Origin of the sequence: Amycolatopsis minnesotensis, assembly GCF_039529815.1 — a bacterium.
Classification (GTDB): domain Bacteria; phylum Actinomycetota; class Actinomycetes; order Mycobacteriales; family Pseudonocardiaceae; genus Amycolatopsis; species Amycolatopsis minnesotensis.
This window is the reverse complement of the sequence record NZ_BAAANN010000023.1, coordinates 50,820-67,094: the sequence shown is the minus strand read 5'-3', so window position 1 is coordinate 67,094 and position 16,275 is coordinate 50,820. Positions and strand designations below refer to the sequence as shown.

At 71.3% G+C, this 16,275-nt stretch carries 19 protein-coding genes; 3 read left to right on the top strand and 16 right to left on the bottom strand.

From position 1 onward, the window contains the following. Positions 1-455: 455 nt before the first annotated feature. A complete protein-coding gene (locus ABD256_RS26855) occupies positions 456-1,202 on the bottom strand; it encodes an alpha/beta fold hydrolase (protein WP_344424617.1) in 747 nt (248 codons plus the stop codon). 39 nt (positions 1,203-1,241) lie between these two features. Here ABD256_RS26855 and ABD256_RS26850 point away from each other — a divergent pair, with 39 nt between their 5' ends. Beyond that, complete coding sequence (locus ABD256_RS26850; RefSeq protein ID WP_344424614.1) at positions 1,242-1,757, top strand: GNAT family N-acetyltransferase; 516 nt, start codon at positions 1,242-1,244, stop codon at positions 1,755-1,757. Here ABD256_RS26850 and ABD256_RS26845 read toward each other — a convergent pair. Next, complete coding sequence (locus ABD256_RS26845) at positions 1,745-3,325, bottom strand: NaeI family type II restriction endonuclease (RefSeq protein ID WP_344424611.1); 1,581 nt, start codon at positions 3,323-3,325, stop codon at positions 1,745-1,747. The two genes, ABD256_RS26850 and ABD256_RS26845, sit on opposite strands and share 13 nt — an antisense overlap. A 98-nt stretch (positions 3,326-3,423) precedes the next feature. Between ABD256_RS26845 and ABD256_RS26840 the strand changes: the two genes are divergently transcribed. Continuing rightward, entirely contained in the window at positions 3,424-3,621 is a 198-nt protein-coding gene (locus ABD256_RS26840) for a hypothetical protein (RefSeq protein ID WP_344424608.1), read from the top strand. Here ABD256_RS26840 and ABD256_RS26835 read toward each other — a convergent pair. From ABD256_RS26835 to ABD256_RS26825, 3 genes are read right to left on the bottom strand one after another with little or no spacing between them, the layout of a single operon-like run. Then, entirely contained in the window at positions 3,618-4,382 is a 765-nt protein-coding gene (locus tag ABD256_RS26835; RefSeq protein WP_344424605.1) for an alpha/beta hydrolase, read from the bottom strand. The genes ABD256_RS26840 and ABD256_RS26835 overlap by 4 nt on opposite strands. Further along, on the bottom strand, positions 4,340-4,633 hold the full coding sequence (locus tag ABD256_RS26830; protein ID WP_344424602.1) for a hypothetical protein: 294 nt from the start codon (positions 4,631-4,633) through the stop codon (positions 4,340-4,342). Before ABD256_RS26830 ends, ABD256_RS26835 begins: the two co-directional genes overlap by 43 nt. An 18-nt stretch (positions 4,634-4,651) precedes the next feature. Continuing rightward, on the bottom strand, positions 4,652-5,773 hold the full coding sequence (locus ABD256_RS26825) for an alkaline phosphatase family protein (protein ID WP_344424600.1): 1,122 nt from the start codon (positions 5,771-5,773) through the stop codon (positions 4,652-4,654). Between the two features lie 52 nt (positions 5,774-5,825). On the opposite strand from ABD256_RS26825, the gene ABD256_RS26820 reads away from it, so the two are divergent. Next, positions 5,826-6,026, top strand: a complete 201-nt coding sequence (locus ABD256_RS26820; protein ID WP_344424598.1) for an FmdB family zinc ribbon protein — start codon at positions 5,826-5,828, stop codon at positions 6,024-6,026. Positions 6,027-6,116: 90 nt separating this feature from the next. On the opposite strand, the gene ABD256_RS26815 is transcribed toward ABD256_RS26820, so the two are convergent. The 11 genes from ABD256_RS26815 to ABD256_RS26765 all read right to left on the bottom strand — a co-directional run bounded on the left by ABD256_RS26815 (position 6,117) and on the right by ABD256_RS26765 (position 16,271). Next, complete coding sequence (locus ABD256_RS26815; RefSeq protein WP_344424869.1) at positions 6,117-6,719, bottom strand: response regulator transcription factor; 603 nt, start codon at positions 6,717-6,719, stop codon at positions 6,117-6,119. A 5-nt stretch (positions 6,720-6,724) separates the two neighbouring features. Continuing rightward, positions 6,725-7,822: a sensor histidine kinase gene (locus ABD256_RS26810; protein WP_344424595.1), complete on the bottom strand. Its 1,098-nt coding sequence runs from the start codon at positions 7,820-7,822 to the stop codon at positions 6,725-6,727. Beyond that, positions 7,819-8,583, bottom strand: coding sequence for an ABC transporter permease (locus ABD256_RS26805; RefSeq protein WP_344424592.1), 765 nt, complete (start codon positions 8,581-8,583; stop codon positions 7,819-7,821). The genes ABD256_RS26810 and ABD256_RS26805 overlap by 4 nt, the downstream gene beginning before the upstream one ends. Beyond that, the gene (locus ABD256_RS26800) at positions 8,580-9,491 is read right to left on the bottom strand and encodes an ABC transporter ATP-binding protein (RefSeq protein ID WP_344424589.1); all 912 of its coding nucleotides are present in this window, start codon (positions 9,489-9,491) and stop codon (positions 8,580-8,582) included. The genes ABD256_RS26805 and ABD256_RS26800 overlap by 4 nt, the downstream gene beginning before the upstream one ends. Before the next feature lie 676 nt (positions 9,492-10,167). Beyond that, positions 10,168-11,940, bottom strand: coding sequence for a 3-hydroxyacyl-CoA dehydrogenase family protein (locus tag ABD256_RS26795; RefSeq protein WP_344424586.1), 1,773 nt, complete (start codon positions 11,938-11,940; stop codon positions 10,168-10,170). Positions 11,941-12,072: 132 nt separating this feature from the next. Beyond that, the gene (locus ABD256_RS26790; protein WP_344424583.1) at positions 12,073-12,528 is read right to left on the bottom strand and encodes a hypothetical protein; all 456 of its coding nucleotides are present in this window, start codon (positions 12,526-12,528) and stop codon (positions 12,073-12,075) included. 74 nt (positions 12,529-12,602) lie between these two features. Beyond that, entirely contained in the window at positions 12,603-13,277 is a 675-nt protein-coding gene (dhaM, locus tag ABD256_RS26785; protein ID WP_344424580.1) for a dihydroxyacetone kinase phosphoryl donor subunit DhaM, read from the bottom strand. After that, the gene (gene dhaL / locus ABD256_RS26780) at positions 13,274-13,894 is read right to left on the bottom strand and encodes a dihydroxyacetone kinase subunit DhaL (RefSeq protein WP_344424577.1); all 621 of its coding nucleotides are present in this window, start codon (positions 13,892-13,894) and stop codon (positions 13,274-13,276) included. The genes dhaM and dhaL overlap by 4 nt, the downstream gene beginning before the upstream one ends. A gap of 2 nt (positions 13,895-13,896) precedes the next feature. Next, complete coding sequence (dhaK, locus tag ABD256_RS26775; protein ID WP_344424575.1) at positions 13,897-14,898, bottom strand: dihydroxyacetone kinase subunit DhaK; 1,002 nt, start codon at positions 14,896-14,898, stop codon at positions 13,897-13,899. A gap of 43 nt (positions 14,899-14,941) precedes the next feature. After that, positions 14,942-15,940: a hypothetical protein gene (locus tag ABD256_RS26770; RefSeq protein ID WP_344424572.1), complete on the bottom strand. Its 999-nt coding sequence runs from the start codon at positions 15,938-15,940 to the stop codon at positions 14,942-14,944. A 46-nt stretch (positions 15,941-15,986) separates the two neighbouring features. After that, on the bottom strand, positions 15,987-16,271 hold the full coding sequence (locus ABD256_RS26765; protein ID WP_344424568.1) for a hypothetical protein: 285 nt from the start codon (positions 16,269-16,271) through the stop codon (positions 15,987-15,989). Positions 16,272-16,275: the final 4 nt, after the last annotated feature.

Genomic DNA, 16,275 nt, shown 5'->3' with positions numbered 1-16,275 from the left:
GCGCACCGGCTGGCAAGATCCGCCCATGACCGACGCGGTCACCACGTCCGCGGTCGCGGCGGCACTCGATGCGGGTACCCGGTTCGCGTTGCCGTCAGCCGATCCGGTCGTTCCGCGCGAGCGGTCGAACGTGCTGGTGAAGCTGGGGACGACGTTGCCGGCGCGCCCCGATTCCCGCCCGTGGCTGCGCCGGGACGTCGAGCTGTCGCGCTACCTCGCCGGACGGGGTGCCGAACGGGGTGCCGGGCGGGGTGTGCGCGTCGTCTCACCTCTCGACGACGCGGGCCCGCACGAGGCGCGCGGTCTTCCGGTCACGTTGCGGCGGTTCACCTCGCACGAACCTGGCCTGCGGCGAAGGCACCTGGCGCGGCCCGCGGGCGTGGGACGCCGGTTCGATGGCGGAGGCCGCCGGCGAGGACGCGATCGCGGCCTACTTCCCGTCCCCCGGTTGACGCTCAGCCGAGCCAGTCGAGGATCGCGCCGGAGACCGCGGCGGGGTGTTCGAGCGGGGTCAGGTGCCCGGCGCCCGGCACGGTGACCAGCTCCGCGCGGGGCAGCGCCTCGGCCATCGCGGACGCCTCCGCGTACGGGGTGAGCGTGTCGTGTTCGCCGACGAGGACGAGCGCGGGCACGTCGGCGCCGGGGAGCAGCCCGGCCGAGTCCGGGCGCGCCGCCATCGCGCGGGCCGCCCACGCGATCCCCGGGGCAGGCTGCGATTCGACCAGGTCGCGCACCGTCTCGGCGATGTCCGGCCTGCTCCCGAGCGTCGACTCCGCGAGCAGGTTGGGCAGCAGCTGACCGGCCAGCCATCCCTCGATGCCTTCGTCGTCGGCGCGCTTCGCGAGCGCGTGCCGGTTCTCGGCGGCCTCCGGCTTGTCCGCCGACGCCTTCGTGTCGATCAGCACCAGCCCGCCGACGCGCTCGGGCGCCAGGCGAAGCAGCGCGAGGGCCACGTAACCGCCCATCGAGCAACCGCCGAGGACGACCTGCTCCAGTTCCAGCTTGTCCAGCAGCGCCACCAGGTCGCGGGCGGCGTCGTCGAGGCTCGGCTCGCGGCTCGTCACGGGCAGCGGTGTCCTGCCGAGGCCGCGCTGGTCCGGGGTGATCAGCCGCGCGCGCTGGGAAAGCGGCTCGCGGATGTCGTTCCACATCCGCGAATCGAGCGGGAACGCGTGCAGGAGGACGAGGGGAAGATCCAGCATGTCCGCCATTGTGTCGGACCTGGGGTCTACGGTGCCGGGGTGACCGAGCAAGTGGGGATGGTCGAGGAGATCAGGACGCCGCGCCTGCTGCTGCGCCCGTTGCGCGAGTCGGACCGCGCGCGTTCGCTGGAGATCCAGCTCGACCCGCGCGCCAACCGGTTCACCCCGGAATCGGTCACGCGCGAACAGGCGAGGGAAAAGTTCACCGGCTGGCTCACGCACTGGGCGCACCACGGATTCGGGTACTTCGCGATCATCGAGGCGGAAACGGGCGAATTCCTCGGCACCGGCGGCGTGCAGTACCGCGATTTCGGCGGCGAGGACGTGCTCAACCTGTACTACCGGGTGAAACCGAGCGCGTGGGGCAACGGGTACGCCACCGAGGCCGCGACCGCCGCCGTCGACTGGGCGGAGCGGTCCATGCCGGACACCCCGGTGGTGATCAGCGTGGCGATCGGCAACCACGCGTCGATCAGGGTCGCCGAACGGCTCGGGTTCACCCGGTACAGCCAGAGCCTGCACCACGGCCTCTACTCGCGGCACTACCGCCGCTGACCGGTCGCCCCGGGTGAGATCAGCCGTTCGTACGGGTACGGGAGTTCCTGCACCGGGTCGTCCGGCCGAGCCGGGACCCAGCGGTCCGCGCCGAGCATGATCCCCGGCGCACCGCCGCGACCGGGTCGCCCGCGCACCAGCCGCAGGCTGACCAACTCGCCCTTCCGCAACGACGGCAACCCCAGCCCCTTCAGCGCCTTCGCGTGGTCGTGCACCGCCCCGAGGACGATGATCCCTTGCCCGGCAAGGGATCTCCGCGCATCCCGTGCGCGTTTGAGCCCCTCGGCCTGCTTCGCGACCGTGACGAACGCGGTGCGGCCGATCGCGACTCCCTGCGCTCGGCGCAGGAGTTCTTCCACTCGCTGCTGCCCGCTCGTGCGCGAAAAGATCGCGGCCCGGTCTTCCTCGGACAGGCCGGACAGGACGTTCGAGGGCAGCTCCTGCTGGAACAGGTGGCGCACGGCCGCGAGGCCCGCCCGGTTGAGCGTTCGCTTCCCGTCCCGGTTGGCGCTCTCCGACAGGAACTCCGGGCGCACGCGGACCAGCCCGGCACTGCACTGCGCACGGCTGTCGTCCATCCGGACGAGCAGGCAGGGCTTCGACACCGCTTCCCGCGGGATCGACCAGGACCCGGTGGAGGAATACCGGATGCCGACCTCGACGCCGTCGAGGGCGAACGGCATGAGCTGGCCGCCGACCTGGTCGAACTCGTGGGACAGCTCGCGTTCGACACGCGACACGAAGTAGGTCTTCTCGACCTTCGAAAGCTGGGACCACTGGTAGCGACCGGTGCGTTCGCCGTCTAGCACGGTGTCGAGCGTCCGGCGCAACACCGAAGCCGTGCGAGTTCCGTCCGGGTCCATCCGGCGCCATGCTTCGTGGACGGTCTCCAGCTCGGTGTCGGTCTCGGCAGGGTTCTCCGGGATCTGGTGCAGCACGGGTGGCGCGGTTTCCCGCGCGGCGGCGGGCGTGCCCGGCGCGGTGTTGGCCGAGCCGAGGGCACGCCGCAGCTCCCGGACTTCCTCGCCTAGTTGCGCGATGGCCCGCATCGCCTGGGCCGACACCACCTGCCCTGTTTTCTCAGTGTCAGCGGCAGAAGCGAGGAGCCGTTCCCGCTCGTCTCGCAGGCGCTCGCGCTCCACCCTCAGAAGCTCCTGCTGGAGCGTCTTGATTTCCGCCCTGGCAGCAGCCAGCTCGCTCGCCAGGCCATCCGCGCTGTCGGACGGCTCGTCGTTCTCCTCCGCCGCGGTGTCGCGTTGCCCGGCGAAGGTGCCCAACAGCGGCTCGGCCCGCTCCCGTACGGCTTCCCTCTGCTCTTCGGGAGTGCAGACCTCGAGTACCGCGTCGAGGTAAAGCTGCCCGTCGACGTGGAGGAGCTCGCCCCTGAGCCTCCGGTACAGCGTGGCCACCGAAAACGCCGGGGACCGCATGCGCTCGTGCACCGCTTCGACGGACAGGCCCGCAGCATCGATCTGCTCGAGGAGAAGCTCCGCAAGCTGGTTCGCCTCGGCGGAAACCCCTTTCAGTTCCCGTCGTGGCCTTCCGGCGCGCCGGGGAGCCGCAGCCAAACCGAACTCCTTCTATCACTGGGTTGGGTAGTTTTTATCGATAGAACTCTACCCGATAGCGTGGCCTGCACTCCACCACCCGACAAGAGAGGGCTGCCATGGCCGACCACCCTCGCCGAGGTCCGACGCCGACCGATCTGGTCGCCCTGATCGCCGTGCTGGCCACCGTCGTGACGCTGGTCGCGCTGGACGCCGATGTCGCCAAGCTGGTGTCCATCACCGGCGCGTTGTCGACGGTGTACGCGTTGTGGAGATCCGGCGGGCACGGCCCGCACCCGAAAGGCGGGGAGGACTAGGCCCGGCCCGTTCCGGTCGGGACGGGCCATTCTCTCGGCAGCGGGGTGCGGCCGGGGAGGATCGCGGCGGCCAGTTCGTCGAGCACCTCGTCCGCGTGGCCGACCAGCAGGTGCTTCGCCCCGGTCAGCGCCACCACGCGCGCACCGGGCAGGACCGCGCAGCGCTCGCGCACGCCGTCGGGGCGCAGGAAGTCGTCGTGCTCGGGGACGAGCGCGGTCACCGGTTTGCCCGACGGCGCCCAGCGCGCGAGGTGCTCCGGTGTGCTCCAGCGCATCGGGGGCGCGATCAGCACGAGGCCGCGGACCAACGGGTCGAGCCCGTACCGGACGGCGAGGTCGGTGCCGAACGACCAGCCTGCCAGCCACACCTCCGGCAACGCGCGCGCACGGGCGAAGTCCAGCGCGGTGGCGACGTCGTGGCGTTCCGATTCGGCCGAGCCGAACGACCCTTCGCTCCGGCCTTCCACGCTCTCGGTGCCCCTGGTGTTGAACCTCAGCACCGCGAGCCCCGCCAGCGCTGGCAACCGCCGGGCGGCCTTGCGCAGCACGTGGGAGTCCATCGAGCCGCCGTGCGTCGGCAGCGGGTGCAGCATGATCACGGTCGCCGCCGGCTCGCGGCCTTCCGGGAGCGCCAGCTCACCGACGAGCCGCAGGCCGTCGGCGGTGCGCAGGGCGACCGGCTCGCGGACCGCGGGCAGCACCGTGTTGGGCCCGATCCTCACCACCGGCTCGGCCGCCTCGTCGCGCGGGACTGCCAGCACGCGCGGTGCCAGTGCCTGCGGTCGGCGGAGGACCCGGTCTCGTCGGCGGGCCAGGCCACCACGTGCGGCACGCCGGGCCGGATCTCGTGATCGCAGCCGGGGCACCGGTAGGTCTTGACCGCCTGCGCGCCGGGGACGCTGCGCACCAGCCACTCGCCGTCGGGGCCGGACTCGGCGCTGGCCCACCCGGTGGCGCCACCCAGCACGGGTTCGTCGCGGCGGCCGCGCCCCGGCCGGTTTCGTCTGGGCACGAAACCACGGTAACCGGCTCAGCCGAGCGCGATCGCCAGCGGCACGAGTTGTTCCGCCGGGGTCAGCGAGCCGTGCTGCCCGACGAGCGAGGTCTCGACCGCCTCGGCGAGCCCGCGCACCATGCCGAACTCATCGCGGGCGGCGGCCACGACATCCCCGATCCGGGGCAGGACGCGGCTCGAAACCGGGCCGAACCAGCCCTCCTCGACCGCCTCTTCCCTCGACCGCACCCACGCCCGGCGACCGAGCACCGATCGCCAGGCGGCGAGCACATCGGCGGTGGCACCCGCTTCCGTGTAGAGGTGCCGCGCGCGCACCTCCCCGCCGAACGCGCGCACCCCGTCGAGGAGTTCGGGCTCGTCCTCGAGGTCGAGCTTGTCCCGCACGGTGACCATGCCGTGGTCGGCGACCACGGCCAGCATCGAACCGGGCGGCAGACCGTCCACAACGGACTCGACGAGCCGGTCGACCTGGCGGAGCTGGAACCGCCACGCCATCGAGCCCGGGCCGTGCAGATGCCCGACCAGGTCGAGGTCGCCGTGGTAGCCGTAGCAGAACGAGGGAGACGGTTCGAGCGCGCGCAGGATGCCCGCGCCGAGATCGCCCAGCGCGTGCACCCCGGCGTACCGCGCGCCGCGCTGCACCGCCTCGGTCAGCGCCGTGTCCTTGAACTGCGCGGCCGACACCACGCTCGTGTGGATCCCGGCCGCCGCGGCGCGCTCGAACGTCGTCGGCAGCGGTTGCACCTCCCTCGGCGGCGCCGCACCGCGAAGGTCACCGCCGTCCTCGTGGCTGCTCCAGCGCAACGCGTTCAGCACGCCGACACCGGGCAGTTCGAAGCTGTACCCGGTCATGCCGTGCTCGCCCGCGGCCACCCCGGTGCCGATCGCGGCCAGCCCCGCCGCCGTCGTCGACGGGTAGCCGACGCGCAGCGTGCCCTTCGCCAGTTCCGCCAGCACCGGCGCGTCGGCGGCGTAGGTGTCCAGCAGTTCCCTGCCGAGCCCGTCGATCAGCAGCACGCACCCGCGCGAAATCTCCGGAAACCCGAGCGTGCCTGAGAAATCGGGCACGCCGAGCGCGGCGAGCGCGGACGGGACGACCTGGGCGAGATGCGGGTGCGGGAGCGCCGGTTCAGCCACCCCGACACCTTGCCACTTCCCCTCGGATCGGCGCGAGCCCGATAATGGGCGCATGCCGACCTACGCCTACCGCTGCCGCGACTGTACTCGGACGTTCGAGCTGAACCGGCCGATGAGCGAGTCGTCGGCACCCGCCGCCTGCCCCGGTGGTCATTTGGACACCGTCAAGCTGCTGACCACGGTCGCGCTGACCGGAGCCGCGGCCGCACCCGCTCAGGGCGGCGGCTGCTGCGGCGGAGGCTGCTGCGGGTAAGGCTCCGGCGGCTGGGGTCCGGCGGCTGAGGCTCCGCCGGATGGATGCCCTCCAGATGCCCTCAAGGTGCCCTTCAGGGACTTCGAGCGGTTACAGCCAGCCCCGTTCGCGCGCGATGGTCGCCGCGTGCGCCTTGCTCTGCGCGCCCAGTTTCGCCATGGCCGCCGAGAGGTAGTTCCGGACGGTGCCTTCGGCGAGGTGCAGGCGTTTCGCGATGTCCGCATTGGACGCTCCCGTGGTGACTTCCCGCAGCAGCTCGCGTTCCCGGTCGGTCAGCGGGTCCGCGCCGTCCCACGCGGCGACGGCCAGTTCGGGTGCGACGACGCGCTCGCCCGCGTGCACCCGGCGCAGGGCCGAGGCGAGGTCACCGATCGGTGCGTCCTTGAGCACGTACCCCGCGACGCCCGCGTCGAGCGCGCGACGCAGGTAGCCGCTGCGCGCGAACGTGGTGACGATCAGGACGCGCACGGGGTCCTCGCGCCGGAGCAGTTCCGCCGCGACGTCGAGGCCGGTCTTCCCCGGCATTTCGATATCGGTGAGCAGCACGTCGGGCCGGTGCTCCGCGACCGCGGCGAGCGCGGCGTCGCCGGTGGTCGCGGTGGCCACGACCTCGATGTCCGCCTGCAGGTCGAGCAGCGCGGCGAAGGCGCCGAGCACCATGGACTGGTCCTCGGCGAGCACGATCCTGATCACCCCGCTCACATTGCCACCTCCAGCGGCACCGCGATGGTCACCGTGGTGCCCGCCGCCGTCATCCGCTCGATCCGCCCGCCGAGCGCGGTGACCCGCTCGCGCATGCCGGTCAGGCCGGTGCCTTCGCGGAACTTCCCGCCGACGCCGTCGTCGGCGATCACCAGGCGCACTTCGCCGTGCTCGCGGTGGATGCCGATGTGGCAGGTGCGCGCCTTCGCGTGCCGCACCACGTTCGTGACGGCCTCGCGCAGCGCCAGCGCCAGTTCGTGTTCGGTCGACCCGACGAGCACGAGGCCGGGATCGCGCCGCACCACCAGTTCGACGCCGAGGGAGTCGAGCGCGGCCTTCGCGGATTCCAGCTCGCGGTCGAGGCTCGCCTGGCGCCAGCCGGTCAGCGCGGTGCGGACCTCGGCGAGCGCGTCGCGCGCGGTTTTCTCGATTTCGCCCGCTTCTTCGACGGCCCTCGCCGGATCCGCCGCGATCAGCTGCGCGCGCATGACGACGGCGGTGAGCGAGTGCCCGAGCAGGTCGTGCAGGTCGCGCGCGATGCGTTCGCGTTCGGTGACCGTGGCGAGGTGCTCGATCCTGGCGTTGCGCAGGCGCAGCTCGGTCGCGGTCCGCTCCCGCTCCGCCTCCTCGACGGCCGCGAGCCCGATGACCCAGGTGAACAGCAGCGACGGCAGCACGCTCCACAGCCGCCACGGCCATTCGACGGGCATCACCGGGATCGTCACGAAAAGCAGCAGCGTGAACGCGACGAACAGGCGGAACGCGACCCGGCGCGACTCGGTGCGCGCGGCGATCACGGCCGCGTAGACGATCAGCACCGAGGCACCCGAGTTCAGCCACACGGTGCACACCATGAACACGGCGAGCGGCACCCACGAGCCCCAGCGCGCGATCTCCGGCCGCAGGCCGCCGATGACCGTCAACGCGCCGCCGCCCGCCATGATGATCCCGGCGATCACCCAGTCCGCCGCGCCCGCGCTCGGGTCGAACACCGGCTGGAACAGCGGGATCAGCAGGTAGACGAGGTGCACCCACCGCGAGAAACGCCACGACGAGGAGCGCGTGGCGGTTTTCGCGGCCGGTGGAGTGGTCATGGTTTGCCACGACGATAGGCCACCGCGGCCAGCGTCGCGGTCACCGCGGTCGTCCCCAGCAGCACCAGCACGTGCACGAAGACCTCGCCACCGTAGAGCGGGGTCATCGCGAGCCGGGCCAGGTGGTAGGTCGGCAGGAAGGGCGCGAGGTCCCGGACGAACTCCGGCATGATCTCCAGCGGCATCCAGAGCCCGCTGAACACCGCCGACGGCAGCAGGACCGCGTTCAGCACGGCGGCCGTGGCGTTCGGGCTGGCGACGAACCCGACGGCGAGCCCGAGCAGCGCGAACGGCAGCGCGCCGAGGAGCAGGATCCCGGCGATCGCGAGCAGCTTCACCGGCGGCGCGGTCAGCGCCCCGGTCAGCCTCGCGGCCACCGTCATCGCGATCAGCAGGCCGAGCGCGTAGGGCAGCGCCGAAGCGACCTTCGCCGCGAGCGTGACCCCGACCGGCACGCCGGAGACCTGTTTCGCCCGCAGCCAGCCGCGGTTGCGGTCGGCCGCCACGCTCGTGCCGGGGTTCAGCAGCGCCACGGCGAGCACTCCGAAGGTGCCGAAGGTCGCCACCATCTGGGTCCCCACCGGGCCGCCGAACTCCGAGTTCCCCTTGCCGAACAAGGAAACGAACAGCACGAACATGCCGATCGGCATCACGATCGAGAACAGCAGCGACGTCGGCTCCCGCACGATCGCCCTCAGCTCGTCGAGGAACTCGACCCCGAACAACCGCGCGGTCAGGCCGTCTCTTGTCACGGTGCTCATGCCGCCACCTCCGCACCGCTCGTGAGCGCGAGTACCGCTTCTTCCAGGCCCGCGCCTTCCACCCGCAGCTCCGACAGCCCGGGATCCTCGGCCAGCAGGACCCGCAGCAAGGTCTCGGGCGACCGGGTGGTGAGCCGCACGTGCTCACCGTCCCGGTCGACCGAGACCACCCCCGGCAGCAGGACCAGCCGCTCGCGCCCGAGGCTGGTCCGCGCCGTGACGGTGCGGTCCGGCAGCCTGCCGACGAGTGCGCCGGGCGTGCCGGTGGCCAGCACCCGCCCGTGGTCCAGCACGACGACGCGATCGGCCACCGCGGCCGACTCCTCGATGAGGTGCGTGGTGACCAGTACCCCGGTGCCCCGCGCGCGCCGTCGCGCGAGCAGGTCCCAGAACCGCCTGCGGGCCGGCACGTCGAGGCCGACCGTCGGCTCGTCCAGTACGAGCAGCGCCGGGTCGGCGACCAGTGCCATCGCGAGCTGGACCCGTTGCCGCTGCCCGCCGGACAGCTTGGCCGCGCGACGGCCCGCGAGCTCGGTCAGCTCGAGTTCGGCGAGCACCGGGCCCGCGACGTTCTTCGAGCACCCCGCCCTGATCGCGGCCCCCGCCACGATCTCCCCCACCTTGAGCGTGGTCGGGAACCCGAGCGTCTGCTGCACGACGCCGAGCCTGCGCCGGGTCGTGGCGCGCCGGGGATCGCCGCCCGCGAGCAGGATTTCGCCGTGCTGGCGCGGCAGCAGGCCGATCGCCAGGTTCACCAGTGTGGTCTTGCCCGCCCCGTTCGGGCCGAGCAGCGCCACGCACTCCCCCGTGGCGACGTCGAGGTCGACGCCGTCGAGCGCGAGGTTCGCGCCGTAGGAGTGCGACGCACCGCGCACCCGCAGCGCTTGGCTGTTCTCGTTGCTGTTCACGGGAACGACTCTGGTTCAGGCGCCGGACCTCCGGTAGTGAGCAGGCGTCACGACCCCCGCATGACGAATGTCAACTCGCCCCATCGGGGTCGAGTGGCGAGGTGCCCGCATTCCCCGAAAGGCGCCTTCGGGGAATCTGACGCCCCAATCTCGGCCCTCGCGGACTACGGCGCGGCGATGCTGATGCCCTGAAGGCGCCCTTCGCGGCATCAGATTCCCCCAAGGGCCCCTTCAGGGAATCCGGCCCGGAGCAGAGCAGGCCACGGGGCCACCTCCGCGGCATCCACACCCAGGAAGCCCCCTTTCGGGACACCAGCACGGAAACGAAAAAGCAACGCGAACCGCGAAATCCCAGCACCCGCCCTCAAAAGCACCTTCAGAGCGTCCACCGCCGCATCCTCGCCCCTCGCAACGCGAAACAAAGCGCTGCTAACGCCCCGAAAGACGCCTTCAGGGAATCAGACGCCACAATCTCACCCCTCACGACATACGACACAGCCACACCCATGCCCTCAAGGACCCCTTCGCGGCATCAGATTCCCCCAAGGGCCCCTTCAGGGCAAGAGCGGCCCGGGCGCCCGCCCGCGAGCGTGGAAAAAGTCGCATCAGATTCCCGAAGGGCGACTTCAGGGGCAGCGCTGCGGCGCAGGAACCCCTGCCAAAGGCGAACGGCGGCTCAGGTGTAGTCGTGGAAGCCCTTGCCGGTCTTGCGACCGAGCCGCCCGGCGGTCACCAGGTGTTCCAGCAGCGGCGCGGGGGCGAAGCCCTCTTCGCGGAACTCGTCGAACAGCGTCCGCTCGATCGCCAGCGAAACGTCCAGTCCCACCACGTCGAGCAGTTCGAACGGGCCCATCGGCAGGCCGCAGCCGACCTTCATCGCGGTGTCGATGTCGGCGACTTCGGCGTAGTGCGCTTCGAGCATCTTCACCGCGTCGTTGAGGTACGGGAAGAGCAGCGCGTTCACGATGAAGCCCGCCCGGTCTCCACAGTGGACTGGACGCTTCCCGAGATCGCCGCACACCGCGTGCGCGGTCGCGACGACCTCCGGCGCGGTCGCGATGGTGCGCACCACCTCGACCAGCTTCATCACCGTCGCCGGGTTGAAGAAGTGCAGGCCGAGCACGTCCGACGGGCGCGCGGTCGCGGCCGCGCACTCGATCACCGGTAGCGAGGAGGTCGTCGTCGCCAGTACGGCGCCCGGTTTGGCGACCGCGTCCAGTGCCGCGAACACCTCCTGCTTGACCTCGAGCACCTCGGCGACCGCCTCCACCACGAGGTCCACATCGGACAGTTCGGCGTAGTCGACGGCGGGAGTGATCCTGCTCAGTGCGGACTCAGCGTCCTCAGTGGACAGTTTTCCCTTCGAAACGGCCTTGTCGAGCGATTTGCGCACCTTCGCCAGCGCCGCATCCGCCTTTTCGGCGCTGCGCGCCTTGAGCACGACGGGGTACCCGCGCTTCGCGAACACCTCGACGATGCCGGTCGCCATGGTGCCGGTGCCGATCACACCGACCGAACGCACCGCCCGCACCGCGTCGGAGTCCTCAGTGGACACTTCGAGGCCGTCGGCGACGACGGTCGGCGAGTCGGGCGCGTCGTAGGTGTAGAACCCGCGCCCGCTCTTGCGGCCGAGCAGGCCCGCGGTGATCATCTGCTTCAGCAGCGGCGCGGGCGCGTGCAGCCGGTTGCGGGACTGGCGGTACATCGTCTCCAGGATCTGGAACGCGGTGTCCAGGCCGATGAGGTCGAGCAGTGCCAGCGGGCCCATGGGATAGCCGCAGCCGAACCGCATCGCGGCGTCGAGGTCCTCCCGCGAGGCGTAGCGCTGTTCGTACATCCGCACCGCGTGGTTGAGGTAGCCGAACAGCAGCGCGTTCGCGATGAACCCGGCGCGGTCGCCGATCACCACGGGCGTTTTCCCGAGTTTCCCGGCGAATTCGACGACGTCGGTGACCACGTCCGGCTCGGTCACCACGGTCCGCACGATCTCGACGAGCTTGAGCACCGGCGCCGGGTTGAAGAAGTGCATCCCGACGACCTTGCCCGGCCGCGCGGTGTGCACCCCGATCTCGGTGACCGACAGCGAGGACGTGTTGGAGGCGAAGATCGTTTCGGGGCCGGTGATCTTGTCGAGCTGGGAGAACACCTCGGCCTTCTGCGCAAGACCTTCCGGGATGGCCTCGATGACGAGTTCGCTGTCGGCGAGTTCGGCAAGCGAGGTGGTGTAGGTGATGCGGCCGAGAAGCTCCTCGCGCGCTTTCGCGTCGAGCTTGTCCTTCGCGAGCGCACGATCCGTCGAATGTTCCAAGTGCCCGCGCCCGCGAGCGACACCCTCGTCGTCGATCTCGACGGCGGTCACACTGAGCCCGCTGCGCGCGAGGACCTCCGCGATCCCGGCCCCCATCGTGCCCAGCCCCACCACGCCCACCCGGGTGATCTCGCGTGCCACGATTCGGCCTCCCAAAGGTTACCCGCTAGTAGCCAACGGGCCGATGATGCCATGCCGGGGCCGAAAGGGCAGGTCCGAATCGAAACAGTGCGCACCGGACGGGTGAGAGTTGTCATCCCCGGCAGGTCGTGGTCAGCCGACTCGGCGGTGGTACGCCTTGAAGTCGAGCCAGGCCTTGACGGTGTCGTGCAGCAGCACGCTGATCGTCAAGCCCGCCAGCACGATCCCGACGACGGCCGCGGGCGCCCCGCTGACCAGCATCACCACGCCGTTCACGATGATCACCGCTTCCAGCACGATGAGCAGGTTCCGGCCCCAGATCACGCCGGCGGCCACCAAGATCGCCGAGACGACCAGCAACACCGCCGCCGCGAACGAGACGTATTCGGCGGTATAGGCCAGTGCGGGGCTGACGAGCTTCTGGCCGTGGCGTTCGGCATCGGAGATCTCCGAGGCGATGAGCACCCCGAAGAAGCCGTTGAACGCGGCCTGCACGACCACGAAGACCAGCACGGCGATGAGCCTGCCCGGCATCGTCATGCGCAGCGGGGGCGCGGCTTCGCCGCTCATCAAGGGTTCGTCGGTCATCATCGTTCACCTTCCGTGCACGCCTTCGGGCACGGCGGACGATAAGGGCACCGGCGCGGGACCCCTCCCGGACGCTACTCGTCGAAGTCGCGCTCCACGAGGCCCTTCACCCGCTCCAGCGCCTGGCCGGCGCCGGCGCCCTTCGCGAGCACCTCGATGCGATCGCCCTGGCGCGCGCCGAGCGACATCAGCGCGAGCACGCTGTGCGCGTCGGCCTCCTGCTCGCCGAGCCGCACGGTGACCTCGGCGTCGAGCCCGGCCAGCGCGCGCACCAGCAGCGCGGCGGGCCGCGCGTGCAGGCCGACGTCGTTGCGCAGCGTCAGCTCGACGGAGTCCGCCGCACCGGTGTCCGCGCTCGCGCTCGCTTCCGGGGGCGCCGCCGCCTTCGCGGCCGCCGCCGCGACCGCGGCCCGGTCGGCACCGCCCTGCGCCTCGACCGCGGCGGCCACCGCGCCCTCGACGAGGGGTGCGTCGACGACGACGGCGTCCACCTCGCCGTCGAGCGTTTCGACGGCGAGTTCGGCCGTCATCTGCGCGCTGCCGAGGTCGTAGAGGAGCACCACCCCGGCACCCGAGTCCGCCTCGCGAGCGGCCTGGGAGACCGCTTCGAAGTCGGTGCCGATACCACCGCCGTCCAGACCGCCCGCGGGGACCAGCTTGACGTCGGGCGCCATCTGCGCGGCCAGTTCGGCCACCCCGGCGGCGAGAGTCGCGCTGTGCGAAACGAAAACCAAGCCGACCGTGCTCACTTGGCAGCCTCCGCGAGCGCGCGCAGCACGAGCGCGGTCGACCGCGCTCCCGGATCGACGTGACCGACCGCCCTCTCCCCGAGGTAGGAGGCCCTTCCCTTGCGCGGCACCATGTCCACAGTGGACTCAGTACCGCGGTCGGCCGCGTCGGCGGCCGCGGTCAGCACGGCCGCGACCCCGTCCGCCACGGCGCCGCGAGCGGCTTCGACGGCGGGCAGCAGCGCGTCGACCATGGTGGCGTCGCCCGCTTCCGCCTTGCCCCTGGCCTGCACGCCTTCCAGCGCGGCGGCGAGCAGCTCCACCACCGCCTCGGCGTCCACTTCGGACCGATCGCCGAGCTTGGCCGCCGCGCGCAGGAACGCCGTGCCGTACAACGGGCCAGCCGCGCCGCCGACCTTCGAGATCAGCGTCGTCGCGGCCGTCTTCAGCACCGCGCCCGGCGTTTCCGGCACGGTCTCGATGGCGGTCACGATCGCGGTGAACCCGCGGTTGAGGTTCTCGCCGTGGTCCGCGTCGCCGATCGCCCTGTCCAGCTCGATCAGCTCGGTGCGGTGCTCGGCGACCACGGACGCGGCCGCCCGCAGCGCGTCGGCCACGGATTCGGTGGTGCAGGCCATCATCACACTCCCCGTCGCAGCGCCGCGGTGTGCACCGGCGCGTCCCAGAGTTCGGTCAGCTCGTCGTCGAGCTTCAGCAGCGTGAGACTGATTCCCTGCATCTCGAGGCTGGTGATGTACGGACCGACGAGCCTTCGCCTGACCACGATGCCACGCTCGGCGAGCAGCCGCTCGGCGATCCCGTGCGCGAGGTACAGCTCGATCGGCGGGGTGCCGCCCATCGAGTTCGTGAACAGCAGCACCTCGTCACCGGGTTCGAACGGCAGATCACCGGCGACGGCCTCGACCATCCTGGCCACGAGCGCGTCCGCGGGTTCGGCCTTGACCCGCTCGCGCCCCGGCTCGCCGTGGATGCCGATGCCGAACTCGATCTCGTCGTCGGCGAGGGTGAAGCTCGGCTCGCCGGCGTGCGGCACCGTCGGCGGCGTCAGCGCGACCCCGATCGACCGGACCTGCCCGATCACCTTGCGCGCCACCGCTTCCACCGCGTCCAGGCCGTCGCCGCGCTCGGCGGCGGCACCGGCGATCTTCTCCAGCAGCACCGTGCCGCCGACGCCGCGCCTGCCCGCGGTGAACGTCGAATCGGCTACCGCGACGTCGTCGTCGATCACCACGCTGCGCACGTCCGCGCCCTCGGCGGCGGCGAGCTCGGCCGCCGTCTCGAAGTTCAGCACGTCACCGGTGTAGTTCTTGACGATCAGCAGCGCGCCCGCGTCGCTCGCCGAAGCCCGCACGGCCGCCTGCACGGCGTCCGGGGTCGGCGAGGTGAAGACCGGGCCCGGTACCGCCGCGGCGAGCATGCCCAGCCCGACGAACCCGCCGTGCAGCGGCTCGTGGCCGGAACCGCCACCGGAGATCACCGCGACCTTGCCCGCGACCGGCGCGTCGGCGCGCACCACGACCGCGGGGTCCTCCTGCACGCGCAGGATGTCGGGATGGGCCAGCGCGAGCCCCCGCAAGGACTCCGCCACCACGGTTTCGGGATCGTTGATGATCTTCTTCATCACGGCCTCCAACTGCTCGATGGGTCTGCCCGGGACCGCGAGCCTACGGCTTCGGCAGCTTCTTCAGCACGTCCTTGGCGCCCTTGGCCGCCTTGCCGCACGGGTCGTCGGAAGAGGCCTGCGCGGAGTAGTTCTCGTAGGCGAACTTCACCAGCTCGGAAGTCTTGTCGTCCACCTTGCGGTGCGCCCATTCGAGGCTGCACGTCGAAGACGACTTGGAGGTCTCCTGGATCGCCTTCGTGCCGTCGACGTCCACCTCGGGGTTCTTGTCGCTCGGCCTGCTCGGCGCGGCGATCGTGAAGGACAGCGTCACCGTCGCACCGCCGGTCTTCGACCAGGTGCACCGGTGCAGCCCGATCGGCGTGGCCTTCGCGTCGGCACCGGCGATCTCCTTCAACACCGCGTCGCCGGGCACCGTGCACAGGTCCGTGCCGAGCGCCGAACCCGGTGCGACGTCGAACTGCGGCGGGCTGCTGTGCAGCTTCTGGAGCACCTTCTGCAGCGCCACCCCGGCGGGCTGACACGGTTCCCCGCCGGTGTAACTGCTCTGGACCTGCACACCGAGGTTGGGATCGCGCTGGGTGAGCGCCGAGACGTAGCAGTAGCCACCATTGGAGCTTTCGATCCTCGGCAGGCCCTCGACGACGCCGGTCTTGTCCTCGGGACCGGTGCTGATCGATTCGCCGATCGCGATCGACAGCCGGATCGTCTTGCCGCCGGCGTCCTTGATCTCGACCGAGCACTTGCTGAGGCCGAAGTCGTCCGTCTCGCCGACGGTGCCCAGATCGGCCAGCGTCGGCCCGGCGATCAGCTTGCACGGGTCGACGGTCCGCAGCTTCGCCGAGGCCACGGCCGGATCGGTGATCGGGCCTTCCGGCGCCTTTTCCGGCCCGCCACCGGCCTGCGCGGAGACGGTGGTGCGGGAGAAGTTGGCCTTGCCGAGGTCCTGACCCCCGCAGCCGCCGACGGTGACGGCGGCCGCGACGGTCAGGGAAAGCAGCGCGGTGCGGCGAAGCCGGCGGGCGCGAACAGTGGAGAACACGCCTGCACGGTATCGGCAGCGGCTTCGCCGCGCGCGCAGAACCTCGCTATTCGCCCGCGGGCGGGGCGTCACCGCTTTCCGGCTGCTCCGTGGGCACCTGCAGCGGGCGGGCCTTGGCCCACACCACGAACAGGATCGCGAACACCAGCATGCCGATGCCCGCCCACAGGTTGATGTTGACGTCCGCGGCCTTCGCCAGGTCGGCGTCGGTGGTGAACCCGATGCCCATGATCGTCAGCACCACGCCGTACACGCCGACCAGCAGCGCGATGATCATGCGGATGTCGAAGGCACCGGCCCGGCGCGTGGCCGGTTTCGATTCGGTCGCCATGGCT

Bases quoted from the DNA above. Each gene is read 5' to 3' on its own strand.
- dhaL (WP_344424577.1), bottom strand. From the start codon at position 13,894: ATGGCCTGCACCACCGAATCCGTGGCCGACGCGCTGCGGGCGGCCGCG.
- ABD256_RS26765 (WP_344424568.1), bottom strand. From the start codon at position 16,271: ATGGCGACCGAATCGAAACCGGCCACGCGCCGGGCCGGTGCCTTCGAC.
- ABD256_RS26840 (WP_344424608.1), top strand. From the start codon at position 3,424: ATGGCCGACCACCCTCGCCGAGGTCCGACGCCGACCGATCTGGTCGCC.
- ABD256_RS26805 (WP_344424592.1), bottom strand. From the start codon at position 8,583: ATGAGCACCGTGACAAGAGACGGCCTGACCGCGCGGTTGTTCGGGGTC.
- dhaK (WP_344424575.1), bottom strand. From the start codon at position 14,898: ATGAAGAAGATCATCAACGATCCCGAAACCGTGGTGGCGGAGTCCTTG.
- ABD256_RS26790 (WP_344424583.1), bottom strand. From the start codon at position 12,528: ATGACCGACGAACCCTTGATGAGCGGCGAAGCCGCGCCCCCGCTGCGC.
- ABD256_RS26855 (WP_344424617.1), bottom strand. From the start codon at position 1,202: ATGCTGGATCTTCCCCTCGTCCTCCTGCACGCGTTCCCGCTCGATTCG.
- ABD256_RS26810 (WP_344424595.1), bottom strand. From the start codon at position 7,822: ATGACCACTCCACCGGCCGCGAAAACCGCCACGCGCTCCTCGTCGTGG.
- ABD256_RS26820 (WP_344424598.1), top strand. From the start codon at position 5,826: ATGCCGACCTACGCCTACCGCTGCCGCGACTGTACTCGGACGTTCGAG.